The organism is Pseudomonas sp. GW821-FHT04D07 (assembly GCF_059420225.1).
The window spans coordinates 126,848-148,566 of the sequence record NZ_JBWKTH010000015.1 but is presented as its reverse complement, the minus strand read 5'-3'; the positions used below and the strand labels follow the sequence as shown (position 1 = coordinate 148,566).

General features: G+C 55.8%; 15 protein-coding genes. 8 read left to right on the top strand and 7 right to left on the bottom strand.

The features are described from left to right. Window positions 1–2,095: 2,095 nt before the first annotated feature. The 6 genes from AC07T0_RS18715 to AC07T0_RS18690 all read left to right on the top strand — a co-directional run bounded on the left by AC07T0_RS18715 (window position 2,096) and on the right by AC07T0_RS18690 (window position 9,568). Window positions 2,096–2,560: a hypothetical protein gene (locus AC07T0_RS18715; RefSeq protein WP_313739298.1), complete on the top strand. Its 465-nt coding sequence runs from the start codon at window positions 2,096–2,098 to the stop codon at window positions 2,558–2,560. Between the two features lie 55 nt (window positions 2,561–2,615). Beyond that, window positions 2,616–3,848, top strand: a complete 1,233-nt coding sequence (locus AC07T0_RS18710) for a phosphoribosyltransferase-like protein (protein ID WP_495002615.1) — start codon at window positions 2,616–2,618, stop codon at window positions 3,846–3,848. Window positions 3,849–4,037: 189 nt separating this feature from the next. Next, window positions 4,038–5,213 (top strand): reverse transcriptase family protein, encoded by a 1,176-nt coding sequence (locus AC07T0_RS18705; protein WP_495002614.1) that lies wholly within the window; start codon window positions 4,038–4,040, stop codon window positions 5,211–5,213. 556 nt (window positions 5,214–5,769) lie between these two features. Then, window positions 5,770–6,207, top strand: coding sequence for a MazG nucleotide pyrophosphohydrolase domain-containing protein (locus tag AC07T0_RS18700; protein ID WP_495002613.1), 438 nt, complete (start codon window positions 5,770–5,772; stop codon window positions 6,205–6,207). Continuing rightward, window positions 6,204–7,367 (top strand): hypothetical protein, encoded by a 1,164-nt coding sequence (locus tag AC07T0_RS18695; RefSeq protein WP_495002612.1) that lies wholly within the window; start codon window positions 6,204–6,206, stop codon window positions 7,365–7,367. Before AC07T0_RS18700 ends, AC07T0_RS18695 begins: the two co-directional genes overlap by 4 nt. Then, complete coding sequence (locus AC07T0_RS18690) at window positions 7,367–9,568, top strand: hypothetical protein (RefSeq protein ID WP_495002611.1); 2,202 nt, start codon at window positions 7,367–7,369, stop codon at window positions 9,566–9,568. Before AC07T0_RS18695 ends, AC07T0_RS18690 begins: the two co-directional genes overlap by 1 nt. Window positions 9,569–10,204: 636 nt before the next feature. Here the strand turns inward: AC07T0_RS18690 and AC07T0_RS18685 are convergent. The 3 genes from AC07T0_RS18685 to AC07T0_RS18675 all read right to left on the bottom strand — a co-directional run bounded on the left by AC07T0_RS18685 (window position 10,205) and on the right by AC07T0_RS18675 (window position 14,204). After that, window positions 10,205–10,723: a hypothetical protein gene (locus AC07T0_RS18685; protein WP_495002610.1), complete on the bottom strand. Its 519-nt coding sequence runs from the start codon at window positions 10,721–10,723 to the stop codon at window positions 10,205–10,207. A gap of 262 nt (window positions 10,724–10,985) precedes the next feature. Next, on the bottom strand, window positions 10,986–12,317 hold the full coding sequence (locus AC07T0_RS18680) for a tyrosine-type recombinase/integrase (protein WP_495002609.1): 1,332 nt from the start codon (window positions 12,315–12,317) through the stop codon (window positions 10,986–10,988). A gap of 1,605 nt (window positions 12,318–13,922) precedes the next feature. Next, complete coding sequence (locus AC07T0_RS18675) at window positions 13,923–14,204, bottom strand: hypothetical protein (protein ID WP_495002608.1); 282 nt, start codon at window positions 14,202–14,204, stop codon at window positions 13,923–13,925. A gap of 386 nt (window positions 14,205–14,590) precedes the next feature. Between AC07T0_RS18675 and AC07T0_RS18670 the strand changes: the two genes are divergently transcribed. Both AC07T0_RS18670 and AC07T0_RS18665 read left to right on the top strand, forming a co-directional pair. After that, window positions 14,591–14,818 (top strand): hypothetical protein, encoded by a 228-nt coding sequence (locus AC07T0_RS18670; RefSeq protein WP_495002607.1) that lies wholly within the window; start codon window positions 14,591–14,593, stop codon window positions 14,816–14,818. 101 nt (window positions 14,819–14,919) lie between these two features. Continuing rightward, window positions 14,920–15,684, top strand: a complete 765-nt coding sequence (locus AC07T0_RS18665) for a substrate-binding periplasmic protein (protein WP_495002606.1) — start codon at window positions 14,920–14,922, stop codon at window positions 15,682–15,684. 12 nt (window positions 15,685–15,696) lie between these two features. Here the strand turns inward: AC07T0_RS18665 and AC07T0_RS18660 are convergent, their stop codons facing one another. The 4 genes from AC07T0_RS18660 to AC07T0_RS18645 all read right to left on the bottom strand — a co-directional run bounded on the left by AC07T0_RS18660 (window position 15,697) and on the right by AC07T0_RS18645 (window position 21,604). Further along, window positions 15,697–16,662, bottom strand: a complete 966-nt coding sequence (locus tag AC07T0_RS18660; protein ID WP_495002605.1) for an isopenicillin N synthase family dioxygenase — start codon at window positions 16,660–16,662, stop codon at window positions 15,697–15,699. A gap of 228 nt (window positions 16,663–16,890) precedes the next feature. Continuing rightward, the gene (locus AC07T0_RS18655; protein ID WP_495002604.1) at window positions 16,891–18,099 is read right to left on the bottom strand and encodes an acetate/propionate family kinase; all 1,209 of its coding nucleotides are present in this window, start codon (window positions 18,097–18,099) and stop codon (window positions 16,891–16,893) included. Between the two features lie 50 nt (window positions 18,100–18,149). After that, window positions 18,150–20,525, bottom strand: a complete 2,376-nt coding sequence (locus AC07T0_RS18650; RefSeq protein WP_495002603.1) for a phosphoketolase family protein — start codon at window positions 20,523–20,525, stop codon at window positions 18,150–18,152. Window positions 20,526–20,620: 95 nt separating this feature from the next. Continuing rightward, window positions 20,621–21,604: a universal stress protein gene (locus AC07T0_RS18645; protein WP_495002602.1), complete on the bottom strand. Its 984-nt coding sequence runs from the start codon at window positions 21,602–21,604 to the stop codon at window positions 20,621–20,623. Between the last annotated feature and the right edge of the window lie 115 nt (window positions 21,605–21,719).

The following is a 21,719-nucleotide window of genomic DNA, read 5'->3' as shown; positions in this document are numbered from 1 at the left end:
CTTGTCGGTCATGAAAAACTCCTCGATAGATGCATTTTCCACCTATCGGGGTGTCCGGGGAAATTAAACCACCACAGAGATACCCCGTGAAACCATCAACACATACCGATCCGACGAAGGTGAACATGCCCCCGTCGACGTCCAACTGTCATCCATGCACGCCGTCAAAGGCAAGACTCATTCGGCGACACTGATCGTGGAAACCTTCAGTGGACAGCACGTCCTGGAGATGATGTTGCCCTGGCTTGAGGGTAAGCCGCTGGTGAAGAAGGAACATCAGGTGACTTACCGGAAGAACAGGATGCTCATGTACGTTGGGATGACCAGGCCTACGCACTTGCTGTGCCTGGCTATTCGAACCAGTGCACTGGGTGAAGGGGAGGCGAGAGCTGAGCGAAGGGCAGCGCTGGAAGCGCAGGGATGGGTGATCAATGAGCTCGGTGCACGAGTGACTCACTAACCCACGCTCCGGTATGTGGGGCACCGGGATGACTGCGGAGGTCGCTGTACAGATCTCCCTGAGCCAATCGAGCGACTAAGACTGGATGCTGACTCAGACAGCGAGCATCCAGTCCAATCAGCCCTACGCAGGGGTTACGCTGCGATGGTGTGGCCGAGCTTGTCGGTCAGGAACTCGTAAAACTCCACGCGGGTGCGTGGTTTTTTAAGTTTTGCGCAGGCCTCGTCCAGGGCCTGAATGGCATCCTCGTGCGAGAACTTGTTCTTGTTGATCAGCGGCTTCAGCTTATGGGCTCAGTAGCTGAGCCGCGAGACGTTCACTATCCACCAGCGTCCCATCACAGTCGAAAATAATGCCTTGGATTTTCATGGGTACTTCGCTTGCTCCTCATTCGGCTGGTATATCCGTACGCACGCGGCGCAGCAAAACTGCTCCGATTGTAACGGGAAAGCGCAGTCGTCAGCGTTTTAACGAAGCATTCAACCGAGTGCCTGCCGGCGGGCAGGTCTGACCGCCGCGATCACGGAATCGGTGCCCAATCCATGACACGCCTTCAGACGGCCAGCGCCAGGCAGGGGGCATTAGAGACAGAGGGTAGGGCGGATGCCCTGCAAGGGCACCGGTATCAAGCGGTTTCAGGACACCTGGGAGAAAGTGCTCGAAGTTGAGTTGAAATCAAAACAGCTTAAGGGCATTGATACATCACCGTTCATCAGTGAGGTACAACAATGCGTGGAAGTTACAGCAGCAGTTCGTCTGCCGGGATCTTGATCTGTTTGGCCGTGGTTTTGTGTTTCTGTGCCTTGGTCACCGTGGCTGACCAGGTACATCTGGACATTGCCACAACCGGTGTTGTCCTGGGGAGGCTGGGTCTGTCCTGGCTCTTGGGATACTGCCTGGGCCGAGGCCTACTAGGAGTGGGCCTCCGCTACAGCTGGCCAGTTTGCATCGGGCTCTCCTGGATCGCACTCATGCCTGCGTTCATCGTTTGGCTTGACGACGATATCTACGCTTGGCTCGAGCCTTTTTGGTCTCAATGTGTAGGTGTGGTAGCAGTAGCGCTTCTCGCGTTTCGCATCAGATCATTCGTAGCGTAAGTCGGATCGGGGCGTGACCACGAACACCTCAGCCTGAGGTGGAGGCGCGCCCTGCGATCGATGGCCCCCATGAAACCACCTCAACGGCGCTTGTAGCCGAGCGCTGCTGTCGCTCATCACTAGTGGTAGTCAGTGTCAGACAGCAAGTATTCGGCTGGGGCATTCGACAGGTTCGAGAAGTACTAGGCGAACATTCTGAAAAGCCAAGGCTCTACCATCTCTCTCAGCCCCCCTTGCACCGCCTTTTACTTTATGGACTTCCATTTGCTGCATGATACCTCTGCACCGCCGCCTGCATTTCTCCCACGTACCGTTGAAAATCGCCGACGGCATGCTCCAAAAAACGTTCGTCCGTCAGGACATCGTCAAAAAAGGCGACCGCACAACTAACTCGATTGGAGCACACGCCAGGCTGGCATCGGTATGACCAACGGGGGCGGGCAAGGGAGCTCCTATCATAACTCGGATAGTTCCCACGCCGTGGCTGGAGCGAAATGCTTGGGTTACTATCGACCGGGAGAAATCAAAGGAGGGATTTATGAAGAAACGGAAGCTTGAGTTCTACGTGCTGCTAAAGGACATCGAGGGCAGCCGTTTCGCCGCCACGGGCCCTATCCAGACACATCTGCTCAATGATTGGTATGTCGCGGCCACCGTCCGCGATGTGCTCGCACTGGACGTCAGGCAAGAAGACCTTCAAGGGGAGCGCTGCTTCCTTTTGGACGAAGGTTGGGAGGAGGTTGAGCCGTCAGACCTGGTCGACGAACCTGCTGATCGATCCAATCACTATGTTGGCCCCTTGCCATCGTACGCCTCTCATGCAGACCGCTCCAGATTGGTCAGCATCCTGTGTACGAACTGCGTTAAGACACGATGGGCTACCCTCACGAAGCCCTTCCCTGGGATTGAAAAGCTCAGGGCCGCCGCTATGTACGAGTATCGAGCGACCTGTCTCAAATGTGGGGGCGAAGCCTCGGACAACTACAAATGGTTTCGCCCCTGAGCACCCGGGAGCGGTTCACTGCAGACAACTTCAGGGCGACTAGCAATTGGAACCAATGAACCTGCATGAGACTGGCTCCGGGATTGCTTGGATTAAACAATTCAAGGTGCAAGACCAGCCTGCCGCCCGGGAACTCCTGAAGGCCGTGCGTTGGGTATCCGCAGCTGAGTTCACGGATGCCCTGACTAAAAGCATCCTGGAGGAGGCCGAGTCGATTACTGGCCCCATCGCGCTTTTCGTCGAACAGGATCTCAAGGTCAGAAACGGAAAGGTCGAAAGGTTCTACAAGCAAAAGCGTAAGCCCAAACGGGCTCATGGTGTGGCGATACCACCGGTGAGAAGCAAGCAGCTTTTTAACCATGAAGTGGGCTCGGAGGGTGTAGTGGGAAGCATCGCCACCGCGTTGAAACGCCAATCTCGGGACAAGTTTTTGTTGCATCCCACCGCCGAAGCGATACGTCGAAAAAAAGTTCGGGCGTTTTTTATCCTTGCCGATACGGTCGGATCTGGGAAACAGGCAGGTAGGATGCTTCAGTCACTGTGGAACCTGGCCTCTGTGAAAAGCTGGATGTCCGCAGGCTTGATTACCACCAGGGTGATCGCATTTGCGTCGACCTCCGTAGGGCGAGCCTACCTTGAGAAGCATCCCATGCGCCCAGCGGTTGTCTACGACGTGCCATGCCCAACCATAGCGACTGTCTTTGATGCCTCCGACGCCGAGCGACTGGTCGATCTTTGCGCTCGTTACAACCCTAATAAGTCCGATGATGGACTCGGCTTTGGCAAGGAGGGTGTGTTGTTGGCTTATGCTCACGGCATCCCCAATAACGCCCCAGACCTGTTCTTCCGAAGCACTGCCAAGTGGAGGCCCCTGTTCAGCGGCAGGGTGACGAATTCGGTGGCCACGCTGGTTGAAACTGGGCTTCCTCGGGTGCCCGTCGCGGAGCGTCTGGCGAAAGTCGAGGCCGACAAGCTCGCGGCATCTCGGTGGCTAAATCGCCTGGGTGAGGATTCCAAGAAGATGCTTCTGGTCATGGCATCCTTGTCGAGGTCGCCCAGGACGGAAAACGCCATCGCCGTGCGTACTGGCCTGACCATGCCTGATGTTCGCCGGTGGCTGGAGGTCGGCATGCATTTCCAGTGGATCAGCGTTACACATCGGCTGACCGACGATGGCCTGCTGCAGCTCAAACACATGCAGAAAAAGCCAAAATATGAAATGCCGGCCAATCTACCTTGGCCAGAAAATGTCGTGTACCATCCGACCTCGCTGAGAGCGCCAGACTGACGTTTCTAGTGTTGGTACGGCGACGTACCCGGTATCAGAGATGATGCATTGGGGGACATATTTTGTCCCTTACGGAGTAGCATGCGCTTAAGTGTAAGCATCAACCCCCCTTCGCAAAAGCGTATGCTCGGTCGCAAGCTCGCCTCGCAGCTCGGCGGGTTGATTCTCACCCTTCGGGTGTCAAAGTAGATGTCTGTCTGGCGCCCTCAGCCCTACAAAAAAGCGGGCGAGCTGGCCGGCGCAGACCCTACTGCGCTCGCCCACGCTGTCCGCTATGGGCAAACAATCATTCGAAACAATGCTAAGTTGACGCCGGTCTTCACACTGAGGCATTTGTCAGTGCTGTCCGGCACTCCCTACGGAGTGTTACGAGAGATTGTGGGCCGGCACGCAACTTCAAAAAAAGACCTGCCGTATCGTATTTTTCGGATACGAAAGCGCATGGCCCGGCCAGATGGCATCGAACGATTTCGAACGATCTGTATACCGTCGCCTGTGTTGCTCAGGGTTCAGCGCTACATACACGAGCACATCCTGGTTCACCTGCCTGTCCACCCCGCCAGCATCGCTTATAACCCCGGCAAGACACTAATCGACGGTGTAGCGGTTCACTGTGGGTGCAACTGGCTCATCAAAGTCGACATCAAGAACTTTTTCGAAGCCATTCCAGAACAGGTGGTTTACCGGGTCTTCAGGCAGGCTGGGTACCCGGCGCTGATTTCATTCGAAATGGCTCGGCTGTGCACGAGGACAGTGATGCCCTTTTCGCCAGACGGGCCTTTCAACTTCACACAGAACCGACTCGATAAATACAAAATTTCCTCCTACTCGAACCGTCTCCAAGGTTCTCTCCCCCAGGGGGCGCCCTCCAGTCCTCTGCTGGCGAACCTATGTTCGCGGGTGTTGGACGAACGGATTGAAGAGCTGGCATTGCTCCATGGCTTGGTTTATACGCGGTACGCCGACGACATCGCGTTGTCCTCAGAAGATAAGGGTTTCGGAAGGGGACAGGCCAAAGACGTCATTCGAAAGCTCTACGCGATCATGCGGGACTGCGGGTTTGCTCCGAATCTTGCGAAGACTGTCGTCGTGCCGCCTGGTGGTCGCAAGGTTGTGCTGGGCCTATACGTCGACACCAACCGGCCAAGGTTGTCGCGCGAGTTCCGCTCAAACCTGGAGCAGCATCTACACTTTTGTCTGCATCCTGATGTAGGAGCCGTAGCTCACGCCAAGCATAAGGGGTTCGACGCGGTACTCGGATTCAGAAACCACGTGAGGGGGCTGGTTGCGTATGCGACCCAAATTGACCCTGCCTATGGCGCCAAGCAGCTGGCTGATTTCAATAAGGTCAAATGGCCTTTCTAACCGCATTTTCTCATCCAAGTCAGGTGTAGTGTCCCGATTGAATGACCGACCTCCATGGTTATCGTCGGGGGATATCTCGAACTATTTTCCCATTATTTACACCCATACGATTCCGTGGGCCTTGCATACAAAGGCGCTAGCCAAAGCAAACAGGGGCAAATCAGATCAGTACTTCGGTAACGCCCTGGATCAGCGCTGCATGGGCATGCAGGATGGGCAGTGGAGCAGGGGGCGAGCTGTTTTGAACCTCGTAGGCGCGCTAGATGAAATATCTGGGGTATGCTTCTGGAACCTTGATTTCTTGATTGGCGTCCTGGGCTAGTGGAGTAGTGAGAGACAATGAGTTTTCAATCGCACATGGATTGCCCAGACGCCCAACCGCTCCCAGCTCATTCCCAGCGTTACTTCGCGGCCTCAATGCCAGCCAGGCATCCACGCGCCTGTCCAACTCTCCATGTTCCGTCATCGCGACGCTCAAGCCGCTCCTTTGATTTTTTGCGTGTTGCATCATGCAAAGCGGACTTACCACTTTTGACTTATCGAGAAGGAAGCATTCATGAGTAAGCCTTTCAAAGACCGCATTCATGCCATGAATCAGATGTATAAGCTGCCTATCAACAGCGCTCCCACGCTTCTCGCCGATCCTGCGGACAAGCTCAGGAAGTTCAAGGCCACACTGATGGCTGAAGTTCATGAGATCGATGAAATCGTCGAGAAGATCGAGAAAGGTGAAACCGAAATCGATATCAAGGTTGCCATCGCCGACCTGCTAGGGGACGTGATTGTTTACTGCAGGTCTGAGGCCCTGAAATACGGGTTGCCATTGGAGGACGTCCTGGACGTCATCATGGACAGCAACGAAAGCAAACTGGGAGCAGATGGAAAGCCTATCTACGACGAGAACGGGAAGTTCCTCAAAGGCCCGAATTACTGGAAGCCAGAGCCCAAGATCAAAACCTTGCTTCTTGGCGCCGGGGACAAAGCGGACGTTTGATTGGAGAGACAGGCTTGAAACCTATCAACCTTGGCAAGACGCGTACGCTCAAAGACATCGAAGCGGCCATTCGCAAGATCTGCGACAGCCAGGGTGAGAGGTTTCTCATTCAGGCAGACATGCTCAGTGCGCGGCATGGCGCCATGCATGATGCCGCACGCCTGCAACTGATCGTTACCCTGGCCCGGCAGCAGTTGCAGAGCGACTACCTGGATTTCAACCCGCAAGCCGATGCTCAAGCGTTGCTGCACAACCTCGCTAACTGTTCGCCAGGGATTGCAGCCTTGCGCCTTTCCAAGGGTATCCGGCTCGGCGAGCAGACATTCAATCGCCGAGAGGTCTTTCAGGAGTCGGTCGAGCGAATGCAGGCCATGGACGCCGGCAGGTACGAGGACGTAGTCAACGGCCGAGTCGTCGATCTGATCTGTGTTGCAGGCTCGAAGGTTCAGCACCTAAGACCGCTTTTTAGCGCGGAAGGCAAGGTAAAGCCTGCGTCCGAAATGACCACTGAGATGCGCAGACTCATTGACTTCGTCAACAAGCAGAGCGGGCGTACCAGTATTCCGGATTCTCTCCTCGAAAGCTTGGGGCTGCTCTGTTCTGAGCTTGTATCCAACACCCAGGAACACGCGACTTCAGACCATTTGGGCCACCCGTATTTCGCCCATGTTGAAGGCGTCATGGTCGGCTGGAAGCGACTTGAGGACGAGATTTTTGCTGAAGACTTTGACGGCAGTGAGGACTTGCGCCGCTATTGGCGGCGAGAGTCTTCTACCACCGACAATAACAAGACCAGCCTGCGTGCATTGCACATCAGCTTCTTCGACTCAGGCCCCGGATTTGCCTCAAGATTTAGCGGCAGGGCGGTTCAAGAGATGTCGCTCCAAGAAGAGCGAGACTACCTGCTCAAATGCTTGCAGCCACGCCAGTCCAGCAAGACTCTGGACGCTGCGGGCATCGGCCTGCCTGCCATCCTGAACGAGCTTCGCAAGGTAGGCGGATTGATCCGTATCCGTTCCGGTCGGCTGTGCATCTACAACCAATTCGAAGAGAACGACCAGCACCGTCATCCTGACGATTTCAGGGATTGGGACACCACCGATTTGGCGCCCGTTGCAGGGGCTGTTGTCACCATCATGATTCCATTGAGGGGCATGTAATGGAGCGTTTCTATCAATGGATGTCCGCTGTCAGCGACCCCAGTGGCAGTCATGAAGCGTTGGTCGTCTGCTACAACGATTCCGAGCTCTCGGTTCAGCATGTCTTCACTGATATCGAGGTGGCTCTCAAGGCCCAACGGCATCTACCTGACTGCGTCTACATCCTGGGGACGTCTGATCAGCTATCCGTGTTCAAGAGCGTTTGGGCTGACGACCAAGTCCGCCTGGCCAACCTCCTGAAGCGTGGCGAGAAAAACCCGCGCGTATGTGTCCATGAATACGTGTTCCTGGAGTGGAATGGCGCGAGCTTCAACACTCATGTGCTGGGCGGCAAAGAGCTTGTCTACCGTCATGATCCGAGCGCTCTCTTGAGGGAGGGTTTGAGAACGCTGATCGATAAGAACAACGTCATTCATGCAGCACCATCCGCGCATTCCTTCAAGCACCCCTCCGGCACACTAAACAACGTGTTCATCCAGACCAGGGAACTGGCGAGCGATGAGGCCGAGGTGTGTGTGGTCGGGTATGCAATTGCACTCGAGTACGGTGCCAGGCTGCGCCAGGCTGGCAAGGTGTATATCGACACCATGGGCATCTATGCATTCGTGAAAAATGCGCTCGCTCGCTTGGACAGCAAGGCTGAAGTCATGAGCTTCCACTCCTACGAACGGCTCAAGACCATCTACCCGCCGGAAGGTGAGTATTTCTGCGTGGTATCAGCCTCCACATCTGGCGGTATGGCCAAGCAGATGGGTGAGCAGGGCTTCGCAGAGGAGTGCGTAGCCACACTGATCGATCGCACGGCGGATGGCCGATACGGAGGTGTGCTGGTCGCCCTGGACGACGTTGACTACCCACTGCCAGTCAAGGCGGAGGAAGGCTGTACGCTGATTGAAATCATAGGAGAGAACTTCTCGGCGAAATCCAAGCCACCCAAGTCGATCACGATATCCTTGAAGCATGACCCGAAGCGGCTGGCCAAATTCCACAAGTACTTCGGTATGGGAGGAATTGATGGATTCAACAGGTCGAGCAAGCCTCGCAAGCTGTTGACGCTCAATCCTGATGAGTTGCTGGCGGACGCTGCCTTCAGAAAATGGCTGGCCGCTGAAATCGGCTGGTCGGTTTCCATGGCGACAAACCTGATCGTCTACGCCGACGATGACGGGTCGAAGAAACTCGGCGAGGTGGCCCATGAGATGCTCAGCGAGAAATGGGGCGCGACCAAGTCAATCCGATGCGTGCCTTACAGCGAGCTCGATCAAGTCGATTTCGAAACCGTCTCCGGGGTGCTGGTCGCGACAGTGGTTGCGCGCGATGGCGGCATCCTGAGAGAGATTAGTCGTGATCTGCGGGCCTACATGGAAGCGACCGTGCCGCGCAGGTTCCTTGCACCGATCGGGATTCCACAGAGCGCGAGAGCCTGGACACTGCTCAAAACTTTCCTGATGAAGAACCCCACGCCCCGGGAGTATGGCTTCTCTAACTGGCTGTGCCTGCCCATCGGAGATGACGGGAAAGAGAACGCCTGGAGTCGGTTGACCAAGGTTGTCTCTGCCGGGCAGGTCGATGACGTCGGCTTCACACCTGCAGTCGCGGACAAGGTTCGTCATCAGGCTCTTGATGAGGCCGCTGAGCTGGTTATGGCGCACAAGCACAGCTTCCTGCCAAAACATGACGGCAGCGCGCTCGCCTTATCCGATGGCTTTCTGTTCTTCGACGCCTCAAGCAATGTGGGCCAGGACTGTCCGAACGTACCGCAAAGCACGGTGTTCTTTACGATTGCTGCCGTCCTGCAGTTCGCTCGGGAACACGAAGATCATGAGCTGCGCCTGCAGCCGACGGGGTATGAGTCCGTGGTGTTATCACCGGAGTGCTTCCTCCGGTTTAACGACAACGTCCTACAGGCGTCATTCCTCCGGGCGTGTCTCCCTTCAGAGCTTGATTACTCAGCAAGCCCGGAGCTGAGCAAGCTGATGAAGGAGTTCATCGCCAAGGTATTTGCCCGCTGGGAGCGGACTTACGGCGATGCCGCCTTGGAGTTTGCCGCCGCACTGGCTACCGGTACGCTGAAGCTCACGCAGGAAGACGCCCGGGCACTGCTCGAGGAGGCTATCGAAAACCGTAAGGACAAGGCCTCCAGCCTGCTGGGGTTGCTCCTGCTCGCCCAACGGGCGCTGTTCCCTGCCTCTGAAGGGTAGAGAAGTGGGTGTAAACCAATTTTCAATACTGTTAACCGCAGTGGTTTACAGTGCAAAAAGTTGGTTTACAGCTATCGGTGTGAGGCGACAGTGACTGGAATACGCCCTTTAGAACTAAGGTTTACCTTAGTTTTTGCAGATTTTTGGGCGGTTGGCTTTATAGCTTAGTTTTTTCCCTGGCTGCGCAAACCGCTGACGCTTGTGCGGAAAAGGGCAAGGGCAAGGTGCTCGGTGCGGGCGTGGTTGGCCGAATACTGTACATAAATACAGATTTATTTGTAGCCCAAGAATCTGACACCTGGATGTCCTGATTAACGGTGTCGACCATGGCGGGTGATCGCCAGTGGAGAATGGCTACAGGCCCCGTGCCACGGGCTTTTGAGGCTCATCAGGAACCCAGCACAGGGGGCAACGGTGCACTTGGGGCCTCAGGGGTGCCGTATTTTGCCAATACTGTATATAAATACAGTTATTAATGCCCGGCTGGGCCAAGCAATGCACTGCCCAGATCGAACCGCGAAGCAGCGCATGACTGGCAGTGGCTCCAGGATGCCCAGGAGGGCTTGTCATCGGCGCTGTTCCTGATCCTGAAGACTCAACGATCAGATGAGCAGAGCCGCCCGTTGCACCTCGACTCTATTGTGCGAACTGGAGGGCATTTCGAGGCGGCTGGCCTGCGAATCTCACGATTTCAAACTGTACGTGATCAGGTTCGCCCGTGGGAAGATTGGCCAGCCACACTTGAACACGATCTTCCCAACCGGCTTCGCAGAAACGCGTGTCGGGCCAGAAGTTGTGGACTCCGTCAGCAATCAGTTGCTTGGCAAGCTCTCGCTCGCGCGCACCGATCAAGCACCAAACCACGAAGAATCTCTCGTCCCAGTTAGCAGAGCATAATAGATGTATTGGGGCGTCAGTTCCAATGCTCAGTTGATCAACTTCGCGGTCGAAACAAAACATCCCGTTCAATTGATCCAGCAAGGATCCTTCCGCCATGATGTCGACGGCCTTGAAAAACCAACCAATTGCTTGGAGTTGGCTAAGCCTTACAAGTTTATTCTGGGCGACAGATAATGGGCGGGTGCCAAACCATTTTTTTGGTTCGAGCGCGAGTGCATGAAGTAGACTTTGTGCTGGGCATTCAAATGCCTCCATTATTGTTATTATACGCATGCTGACATATTACGTATGGAGCAGCCGTACGCGCAACCTGACGATTAAGATGCACTCAAAAGTTCTGAATTACGGGTCTATCCACCAATGCCATACCAAGTAGCGAAGCTTATCCCTGAGCAACCTGGCACTGATGTATTCAACTGTTGAAGGGTAGTTAGCACAGTCGCGACTGACTGTGTTCGGCTGATTGAGATTCCAATGCCGCCTGTTAAAGATAAGTGCTATGGAAGCGATGGGGCTGTTAACCCCTGTCGCGCATGCCTACGCCACGCACAGAGAGACTACGTTCTTGGTCGTGCGAGTGGTAATAGACGTTCTGAGTGGTGCTGAGACTGCTATGGCGCAAGTCCATCTGCAGATCCTTTGGGCTCCGCAGCGGCGCGTCAAACGTTGCAGAAGTATGCCGCAGCCAGTGCGCAGACGCTGCACGCAGGCTATTCATCTCGTGTTCTTCGCGCTCCTCATCGCGCATTCGCGCGACAGCGTTATCGAAGACTGATTGGAGGAGGGCTCGTACTTGTCGCCCCGACAGTCCTGAGCGACCTCGAAGTGTCATCAGCAGAGGCGTCTGCTCGTTCCATTCCGGCAACGGCGAAAGGCCAACAAACCGGCGGTAGCGCTTCAGGTACTTGGAGACGTACTCATCCCTGACTGCGACCTTACCGGCCTTGTTGCCTTTCCCGATCACGTGGTACCACCAGTTGCCCTCTGGATCCTGGCGAAAATCACCCATGACCGGGTGCCAGTTCGGACGGCCAACGATGTCGGAGACCCGGAGATACATGGCAAACAGTGTGGCAACGATGAATAGGGTGCGCTCGTGCCGCTCAGGCTCATCCTGAGCCATCCGTTCAGCGGTCTCCAACACGTAGTCCCACTGCAAGGGCGTCAGGGCGCGATTCGATCCTTCCTCTTGTGGCGTTTCACGGTTGAGGGTGCGCTTCTTGATCATCCGGAAAGGGTTCGCCGCCGCTGTTCCGTCTTCGATCATGTACTCAAAGAACCGGCTGCAGATCGTATAGATCTGGTTGAGGGTGCTCGGAGAAGGCTTGTAACGAGTGACGCTCGAGGCCAGGCCAGGCTCTGCATCCCCGGAGGTGACGTCTGGCGCTGACTTAAGGTCATTCGATGAGTCCTTGGATTGCTTCAGGCTGAATGGCCTCCATTTCTCGTTGGGCATGACAGGATCACCCCAAGCGGACTCAGTCTGATCGCTGGTCACGAAACGGCCGCGTACGACTGGGCCAATCCAGTCTGCTGGAGGATTACGGCAGAACTCCAGGTAATCTTCCGCATCCTGGCGCTTGAGCTGATCAAAAGGCTTCTGCTTAATGATGAGCGCCCATAGCAGCAGCCGCTCAACATGGGTTCTATAAGAAGTGAATGTCAGGCTGTTATCCGAGAAGGCTCTCAGAAAGTCACGGGCTGTGAGGTAGCCCTTGATGGCGTCTACTGAAGCTGGAAATTTCTCAATGTATTCACGAACGCAAGCCATACCAGGTGTACGCAAGCTAAAGTCCAAATCAATGAAGATTTCATAGGACTCGAATAGAGGCATTGGCTGCGTAGACATTGTGGCGCGTTACCGTATGGTTTTGCTGTAGTAAGAAACTTCCAGTAATGGAAGTAATTGGAAGTCAGGGCAGGGTGCTTGCATTTTCTTCTGCATTTTTCATCTCCCCCTACCTAAACTGATTGACATTGATCGATGTTAGCCCTTGACGGTCTCCGTTGCAACTTCCCCTGCTCGGCGGCGAATGTCACAGCTGTTGCTTGACAAATGATTTAAGCATGACTATCTGATCAGATGAATTTTCCACTCATTATTCTATGAGCGTGGTTTTCGTTTTCTGGTTTTGTTTTGGCTTTTTGGGGGTTTCGTTTTCTAGTTATTTTAGCTGTTAATTGTAAGACCTCGATCACCGGCCCACTGCGCTGTGGGGCTTTGGCCTATATAAGTATTTAAGTAAATATTGTCTGCTGTCAGATTTGGGCCGATGCCTCAGGCCTGGTGGGAGGTTCCGGTTTGCCCGGGGTTTCTGGGTGCTGCTGGGCGCTGGTGCTAGGTGGATGATTTAGGCCGCGAGGAAGCGCCGGTTCGAGGCAGCCGCTTGGTGCTAATTGTTGGGTAACCCACCTAGTGGCTGAAGGCCTCAGTCGAGAACACCGGGCCAGACAATGAGTGGAAAATCACGAATGTTTTTTCCATTTAAAGATTTAAACGGAAAAACCATTTGGAATGTCCACTAATTTCTTTGAATTTTGGGAAGTTCCCGGTTTTCGGGAGTTTCAGGGGATTTTGGAGCAAATGGGTGTATGGATTTTCCACTCATTGTTTTAAAGGATGGCCGCAAAATTTCAGGACACGGCGATCGGGCTGTACGGCGTCATTGTGTCGACTCGCGTGCCGTTGAGCGTGTTGGCGGTGACCAGGAACGCCGGCGGGCATCCGTGTGCGCGTTTAGGTGGATATGGTGCAGGCCAGGTATCACGGGAGGTTGAGACGATTTAGCAGATTCAGATGACCTGGGCTTAGGGCACTCAGCTTGCTTCAGACCAGGGCCGCTGAGTGCTGGTTAGAAAATGTTGAGCGGGCCGGTGTTCACGTGGAATGTCCACTCATTACGTCTCAGGAATTGGTAGGTCGGAATGTCCACTCAAATCTTCAAATGGCGCTGGAGCCCTTGTCCTGCAAGGGTTTCAGGGTTGGTGGGGTTTCGTAGCGTCAAAACTGATTCCACTAATTTCTCCTTGGCCGAGAGAGCTATTCCATTTGGAGCGCATTTTGAAAAACCAATACAAATCAATGATATATGATTTTGAGGCGAGAGAATTTTTCCACTTATTTCTTAAAAAAATCCGGCCGAATCGGGCGCCTGGCGTGCTGAAGGCCCAGGAATACAAGGGCTTGAGGGTGTTGGAGGGGGACATTCCACTCAAAACGCGATTGGTGCAGAAGCAAGGTGTGTGGCGCAGGTGCGCCGCAGCAGTAACATTCGAAACATATCACTAATTTAACATAATATACATTATGCGAAGTATCTAATGCAGGCTTGTCGGCGTTGGCCTCACACAATTACGCTACGTTACGGTACCCAGGCCTCTACAGCACGATGACGGTCTGTGACGGTTCCGCGCTCTGAACCGAGCCGCTTTCACCGCCACCGGCATACGTCGCTTACTTGCCCATGTTTTGGTTCATTAAATTATCCAAAACCGGTGCTTGATTGGCCGCTTGCCATTCATGCAAATTTTTGCAGCCTTCCACGTTGACTTCAGCTGCGTTACTGCGCGCATCACAAATCATTGACCATTTTTTCCGTAAAGTCGGGTACTTGATAAAGTCTTCTCGCGTCGGTGCTTGGCAGCCGGATAAGGTCGCTGCCGACATGATGATGGCTGCCAATTGCCAGGCGATTGAATAATGTTTTCTAAAGATCATGATTATCAGCGCTCCCATTAAGGAAGCTCTCCCGGTCTTATTAAATGGATCTAACAACTGTCTTCAGCTGTTCAAGATGCATGAAAATCCTACGAGCTAAATGGCTCCATTAGTAGATCCATTTCCAGGTCATTTGACAGGACCATTAGGTCGCTGATATCCGCTACCGCGGCGGGATGCTGGTGAGTTCGACTTTGCCGGCTCATCTAGCCAAGGGAAAACAAGGGGAACCGTTTTATTTTCCCATGACCCGCGTGATAGACGAGATCTCACCCGTCCCCTGCCCTCGCGCCTGGCGGTCGAATTGGACGTGCGGCAAGCTATATTGATAACTGTGACGACGCGCCAAGGCGTTGCAGGCGCGGCCCTGGTCAGCTGGAACAACCCCGGAAAGAGGTTTGATCGTGAACAAACAAGACACCGCCTTCTGCAGGCTTCTGAATGAAATCGCCCTGGGCAAAAATGAGGTCAAGGCCCCTGCCGAAGTCGATACGCTGGAACGGTTGATCAGCTTCAATTATGCGCAAGCGCTGGCCGACGTCAGCCATCCGCAGCTGGTATACAGCGATGTCCAAATGACAACGATGGGAAAGGCTTTCCTGGCGGGATGTAAAGCTGCGGAACATTTTTAGCCAAGTGCTTCATCGCAAATCCGCGCTACGCTATCTCAGCGGTCGCCATGATTTCTCCGGGCGTTTCCGGGAGCTGCCAGCCGTGCTTGAGATATCAGGTCATGAGCCAGATCAGACGCGCAGTCGATAGTCGTACCCAGGCGCTTTGCAGACTGTGTCTGCTGGTGTGCCTGCTGCTGGCCTGTAACGCGTATGGCGCGCCCTTGCCGATTGATTTTTTTATCCTCGATGCGCCCCCACTGACCCTGGTCGATGATGCCAAAGGCCACGGCATCGTCGGTGACGTGGCCCTGCTGGCCATCGCTAACGCCGGTTATGTCGCCCATATACAGACGCTTCCCTGGGCCAGGTCGCAAAAATACGTCAGTGAAAATCAGGATCTCTTGATCGCCCCCCTGTCACGCACTCCAGAACGTGAAGATCACTTCACCTGGATCGCCCCGGTCATGACCATGGACCGCGCTTTTTTCAGCCTTGAACACCGAGTGAGCAGCTTCGCGGAAGCCAGGAAAATTTACCGTGTGATCGGCGTAGGCCTGGGCAGCGCGCAAGAGGAAATCCTGCGCACGCAAGGCTTCAGCAACGAGCAGATCCACACGTTGACCATCGGGGAAAACCCCGCGCAAATGCTCTTGAAAGGTCGTATCGATGCCTGGTTCAACGGTGTGCCCGAGAGCCAATACATTTGGCCGAAAGTGTCTCGACGCAAACTGCTCATGAGTCCCGTCATGAGCAGCATCGACCTCTATCTCGCCTGCTCGAAACAATGCTCCGCCGAACGGGTGCAAGGTTTGCGCGATGCGCTGGAAGCGCTTCGCCTTGACGGGACTCTGGCGCGAATACAAAAGAGTTATTTGTCGCAATAGTGCGCCTTGAACTCACTGAACCTTCTTGCGATACGCCATCGAGTCGTCGATTCTCTTGAGTATGTAGTCCCCCGCTGCTACCGGCGGATACAGGCTCAGCGCCGAATCGATGCCCAGCTCGCAGGGATCGACCATGGCCCCATAGGTCGGATCGTAGAAGGTCGCGATGGAGTAACGCTCGTGACCTGAGGTATTGATCACCCGATGCAGGGTCGAGCGAAAACGATTGTTGGACCAGCGCGCCAGCAGATCCCCGACGTTCACCACCAGGCTGCCCGGAATCGGCGTCGCATCGATCCAGCTGTTGGAGCCCAGCTCACGGACCTGCAAACCGCCGCTGTTGTCCTGATAGAGCAAGGTGATACAGCCGTAATCGGTGTGCGGCGCAACGCCGAATTGATCGGCTTCAGCCTGGGGTGGTTGCGGCGGGTAATAGACCATTTGGGTGCGTTGCAAAGGCTTGGTGTATTTGTCGATGAAAAAATCTTCGTCAATGCCCAACCCGGTCGCCACCACCCTCAACAAGTCTGCCCCGGCCTTGCCGACCGCCTCATAGTACTCAGCCAAGACCTCGCGCAACGACGGCATGAACGTCGGCCACTGGTTCGGGCCGCGCAGTGCCTCGCCAGCGAGTACGCTGGGGTCCTCTTCGGCCAGCTCAAGACCGATACTGAAAAACTCCTTGTGATCGGGTTTGCTGGCTTCGTACATGGTCGCGCCGCCCAGCGCGTGCCAGCCACGATGACGTTTATTGACGGCCGCCTCACGCTTGACCTCGGTCGGATAGGCAAAGAACTCCGCGGCGGCCGACATCGCCCGGTCGATCACCGGCTGTGGTACACCGTGATTGATGATGTAGAAGAAGCCGATATCGCAACAGGCGGTGCGGATGGCGTCGGCGGCTCGGCGAATACTCGCCTGGTCACCTTCGCGAACCCCGGACATATCGATCAGAGGCAGGCGGATACGGGTAGACATAGTCACTCCTGAGGTTGTGGTTGAGATGACATGACGCACTTATTACGCAGCTGTATATACAGCCATAAGCATTTACCGTGCCGCCCCTCTCGCCCACCACCACTGCACCGCATGCCAAAGCGCCTATCCGCTGTTCGATAGCGCTGACGGGGGTTGATTTCTCCACGATCATTGATTTCCATACGCCCCAACAGCGTGCAATGAGCACGTATCAGGTGCGGCTTTTGGTTACACCCTCTGAGACAGCAAGGCCAGGCTGTGTCGGGCGATGACAGCGTTCTCGTCGGTGGCGATGACCCATGCCGATACTTTGCTCCCGGGCAGGGACAGACAGGCAGACGCTGCCCGATCAGGTGTCTGCCTGCCTGCGCTTTTCCGAGCTACGCCCAACCAGGCACACCCCTCAAGAATCCCATAGCGCACCTCATGCGCATGTTCTCCGATGCCCCCGGTGAACACCAGCGCCTCAATGCCACCGAGCACCGCGGCCAGCGCGCCGATTTCCTTGACGACGCGGCGTACAAACAACGCTATGGCCTGTTTGGCGGCGTCCGAACGACTGGTCAGCAGCGTGCGCATATCACTGGCCTCGCCGCCAGAGACACCCAGCAAGCCACACTCGTGATACAGCAGGTGTTCGACTGCCTGCACGCTCATGCCCCGCTCACGCAGCAGGTACAGCACGATCCCGGGATCCAGGCTTCCCGGTCGACTGCCCATAAGCAATCCGTCCAGCGTGGAGAAGCCCATGGTGGTAGCGCGACTGATCCGGTTATGCAGCGCACACAAACTGGCGCCGTTACCGAGGTGAGCGACGATCGTCCGCCCTTGTGCCGCATCGCGGTCGTAATCGGGCAAAACACCGGCAATATACTCATAGGACAAGCCGTGGAAACCGTAACGGCGCATGCCCGCCTCACTCAGGGCCTTGGGCAGTCCGTAAAGGGTTTCCAGCGAATCGAGCGTGTGGTGAAACGCAGTGTCGAAACAGGCCACCTGGGGCATACCGGGATACTCACGGGCCAAGTGGAGCATGGGCGCCAGGCACAATGGCTGGTGCAACGGCGCCATCGGCGTCAGCGCCTGCATCTCGCGGATCAACGACGCATCGACCAGCGCCGCCACCTCGCGCCGCTGGCCGCCATGGACCACGCGATGCGCCGCGGCGCGGACACGCCACCGGGTGTTGCTGTCGATCCAGCCCATCAGATGGCTCAAGGTGGCAGCGTCCATGCCGTCACCGGCACTCGACCAGTGCGCCTGCCGTCCTGCCTTGAGCCGGGTGTCCTGATAACTCAGGCTCGCCTTGTGTTCGCGCACCTCGACACTGCCATGCCCCAGACAGTGGGGCGCTGACGCGCTCGCGTCATAAAGGGAAAATTTGAGCGTCGAAGAACCCGCGTTAAATACCAACAACGCAGGGCAAGGATCATCCATCGTGGCGCACTCCTGTTTTGCCGCACCCGTTAGTGGCCAGTGCCGTCCGCTCAGTTTTCGGAGGCCGGCGTCCATTGCCATTGCGCCACTTCCGGCAAGTCCTGGCCATGCTCGATCAGGTACAGGGCATGCCTTTCCCGAGAGGCCCAATAACGTGCACGCGCGGTCTCGACCTGCGGCTGCAGGCGCGGGACACGCTCAATCACATCCAGGGCCAGTTGGTAACGATCCAGCTGGTTGATCACCGTCAGGTCAAAGGGCGTCGTGGTGGCCCCCTCCTCCTTGAAACCCCGGACATGAAAACGCTCCTGCTGTCCGCGACCGTGCAAGAGCCGGTGGATCAACGATGGATAGCCGTGGAAGGCAAAGATAACCGGTATATCGCGGGGAAAAAGTTCCTCGAAAGCCCCCTCCGATAGACCGTGGGGGTGCTCGCTATCGGGTTGGATCACCATCAGGTCAACCACATTGACAACCCGGACCTTCAGATCCGCTACGTAATCACGCAACAAGGTCACCGCCGCCAGGGTTTCCAGGGTCGGAACATCACCGGCGCAGGCCAGCACCACGTCCGGGACCTCATCGTCATGACTGGCCCACGCCCAGCGACCAATGCCACGCAGGCAATGGCTGATGGCAGATTCGATATCCAGCCACTGCCAGGCCGGTTGTTTACCCGCGACGATGACGTTGATGTAGTTGCGACTGCGCAGGCAGTGATCCGTCACCGACAACAGGCAGTTGGCATCAGGCGGCAGGTAAATGCGCACCACCTCGGCTTTCTTGTTGGCCACCAGATCGATGAATCCAGGGTCCTGATGGGAAAAACCATTATGGTCTTGCTGCCAGACATGGGAAGACAGCAAAAGATTGAGCGAAGCAATGGGTTTGCGCCAGGTCACACTGGCGGCGGTTTTCAACCATTTGGCGTGCTGATTGACCATTGAACCGACGATGTGAATGAATGCTTCGTAGCAGGAAAACAGCCCATGACGCCCGGTGAGCAGGTAACCCTCCAGCCATCCTTCGCATACATGTTCACTGAGTATTTCCATGACCCGCCCATCGGCGGCCAGGTGATTGTCTCCAGATTCCAAATCCGCTATCCAGGTTTTGCCACTGACCTCATAGACCGCGTCGAGCCGGTTGGAAGCGGTTTCATCCGGGCCAAACAGCCGGAAGTTCGCCGACGCCAGGTTGCTTCTCATGACTTCTTTCAAAAACACGCCCAGCACACGTGTCGGTTCCGCCTGTAAGGCCCCGGGGCTTGGCAGTTTGACCGCATATTCCGAAAAGCGCGGGATTTCCAGGGAGCGTAGCAGCACCCCACCGTTGGCATGGGGATTGGCACTCATGCGCTTGTGTCCGCCCGGTGCCAGTCCAGCAATGTGGGGAAACAAGGCGCCGCTGGCGCTGAACAGCTCCTCTGGGCGGTAGCTCTTGAGCCATTCCTGAAGCTGCATCAGATGCCTGGGTTGCTGCAGGTCCGCCAGCGGTACCTGGTGGGCACGCCAGGTACCTTCGACAGGCAAGCCGTCGACGAACTTGGGGCCGGTCCAGCCTTTGGGCGTGCGTAGTACCAGCATCGGCCAGAGCGGACGCTCCGGCACCGACTGCTTCGGCTGTCGACGCGCAGTACGCTGAATTTCGCGCAGCTGCGATAAAATGGTGTCCAGGGTTTTAGCCAGGGCCTGATGCACTGTCTCTGGATCATCGCCTTCGACAAAGTAAGGTTCATAGCCATAGCCATACATCAAGGCGCTGAGCTCTTCCTCGCTGATGCGCGAGAGCAGCGTAGGGTTGGCTATCTTGTAGCCATTGAGGTGCAAAATCGGCAGTACGGCACCGTCACGCCGCGGGTCGAGAAACTTGTTCGAATGCCAACTAGCCGCCAGCGCGCCGGTTTCGGCCTCGCCATCGCCAATCACACACGCCACGATCAGGTCCGGATTATCAAACGCCGCACCGTAAGCATGCGCCAGGGAATAGCCCAACTCCCCGCCTTCATTGATGGAGCCGGGCACCTGCGCTGACACATGGCTGGAGATGCCATAGGGCCAGGAAAACTGTCGAAACAGCTGCAGCAGCCCGTCGGCGTTTTGCTCTACGCGCGGGTTGAGCTCGGTGTAGGTCCCTTCCAGATAAGCCTGCGCCATGATGGCCGGTGCGCCGTGGCCCGGGCCGGTGACAAAGAGCAGGTTCAGGTCATGAGTCTTGATCAGGTAGTTAAGGTGCACGTAGATCAGATTCAAGCCAGGGCTGGTCCCCCAGTGCCCCAGCAACCGAGGTTTTACATCGGTCAGCACCAGGGGTCTGCGCAACAGCGGATTATCCTTGAGGTAAATCTGCCCAACGGCCAGATAGTTGGAAGCCCGCCAGTAGGCATCGAGACCTTCCAATTGATCATTGTTCAGAAAGTCACTCATGAAAAACTCCGATTGGTACGCGCACGGGCTTTTACTATCGGAGCCGGAACACTTTCGGGCTTGATCTACATCAAGCCGACCGGCTTCCTGGCCCATTACCGAGCCATCAATTCCGGTTGCAATTGATGCGCCCTATCGGCTTGCGCCCCCTCTTGCACCTGCTCATACGTATTCGAGGCCGCGGGAGGCAGTTTGAGTGCTAGCACATTGCAGACGGGATTATCGAGAATACCCTCAGCGGTGCTTCCGATGGTCGAACTGAGAAGATGGTGATTGGCCGAGCCAATGATCAGAAGATCATAAGCATTGCGCTGGACATAACCACGAATGACGTTGGCCGGTGCTCCCACCAGGAAATGCCGATGGTCCTTGGCGAACCCATGCTCAGTCGCCAATGCATCGAATACGTTCCTGCGGGCCTCATAACTCGGCAACTCACCACTTGAGAAGGCTGCCGTAATGCGCTTGCAGCCCACGGCATCGCAGTTGTAGACCGTAATCAGATGCAACAAAGCATGACGGGCATCCGCCAATTGCCGGGCCATACGGATGACTTGGTCATTTTCAGTGGCGCGCCCCTCGCCCTCCAGTTCAATATCCACGGCAACCAGGAACTTGCGCAGGCGCGGGGCTGGTGCTTGCTTGATATAGAGTACCGAAGTCGGACTGGCACATAACAAGTCCCAATCGAGCGACGACAGCACCGGACGCTTTAAATGAGCGCCTTCATGCAAGTCCTTGATAATCAGATCAGCGTTCATCTGCCGCGCGTAGGTCGCCAGTTCGAAAGCGGTTGGTTTGCCCCAAATAACCTCGTGCTGCACTTCAATTCCTTTTTCGCGCAACGATACCGTTTCGTTGTTCAACCACAGCCGATAAACATCCATCATGCCGTTGCGGGCTTTGTCCAGATTGACCGAACTGCCGTGCCTGACCACATCAAGTTCCGCTGCGTGGACGAAAGCAACCAGATGCAAGGCCGCGTTGAGCGTCTGCGCCAGCCCCCCCGCATATTCCAACGCGGGGCTGTACACCGGCTGGGAAGGCGCGATAAGCAGTAAGCGCAATGATCGGATCATGACCCACCTCGGCATTTGGCAGCCCTGCCGTTGAATGACCCATGTACGCCCGTGCTGCGTCATGGCCTGCTCTCATCGTGGACCCAAAGCAGCGGGCGAATTTGATCTCCCTCAA

What these genes read in the sequence shown, in the direction of transcription:
- AC07T0_RS18715 (WP_313739298.1), top strand. Translation starts at nt 2,096, where the DNA reads ATGAAGAAACGGAAGCTTGAGTTCTACGTGCTGCTAAAGGACATCGAG.
- AC07T0_RS18710 (WP_495002615.1), top strand. Translation starts at nt 2,616, where the DNA reads ATGAACCTGCATGAGACTGGCTCCGGGATTGCTTGGATTAAACAATTC.
- AC07T0_RS18705 (WP_495002614.1), top strand. Translation starts at nt 4,038, where the DNA reads ATGTCTGTCTGGCGCCCTCAGCCCTACAAAAAAGCGGGCGAGCTGGCC.
- AC07T0_RS18700 (WP_495002613.1), top strand. Translation starts at nt 5,770, where the DNA reads ATGAGTAAGCCTTTCAAAGACCGCATTCATGCCATGAATCAGATGTAT.
- AC07T0_RS18690 (WP_495002611.1), top strand. Translation starts at nt 7,367, where the DNA reads ATGGAGCGTTTCTATCAATGGATGTCCGCTGTCAGCGACCCCAGTGGC.
- AC07T0_RS18685 (WP_495002610.1), bottom strand. Translation starts at nt 10,723, where the DNA reads ATGGAGGCATTTGAATGCCCAGCACAAAGTCTACTTCATGCACTCGCG.
- AC07T0_RS18680 (WP_495002609.1), bottom strand. Translation starts at nt 12,317, where the DNA reads ATGTCTACGCAGCCAATGCCTCTATTCGAGTCCTATGAAATCTTCATT.
- AC07T0_RS18675 (WP_495002608.1), bottom strand. Translation starts at nt 14,204, where the DNA reads ATGGGAGCGCTGATAATCATGATCTTTAGAAAACATTATTCAATCGCC.
- AC07T0_RS18665 (WP_495002606.1), top strand. Translation starts at nt 14,920, where the DNA reads ATGAGCCAGATCAGACGCGCAGTCGATAGTCGTACCCAGGCGCTTTGC.
- AC07T0_RS18660 (WP_495002605.1), bottom strand. Translation starts at nt 16,662, where the DNA reads ATGTCTACCCGTATCCGCCTGCCTCTGATCGATATGTCCGGGGTTCGC.
- AC07T0_RS18655 (WP_495002604.1), bottom strand. Translation starts at nt 18,099, where the DNA reads ATGGATGATCCTTGCCCTGCGTTGTTGGTATTTAACGCGGGTTCTTCG.
- AC07T0_RS18650 (WP_495002603.1), bottom strand. Translation starts at nt 20,525, where the DNA reads ATGAGTGACTTTCTGAACAATGATCAATTGGAAGGTCTCGATGCCTAC.
- AC07T0_RS18645 (WP_495002602.1), bottom strand. Translation starts at nt 21,604, where the DNA reads ATGATCCGATCATTGCGCTTACTGCTTATCGCGCCTTCCCAGCCGGTG.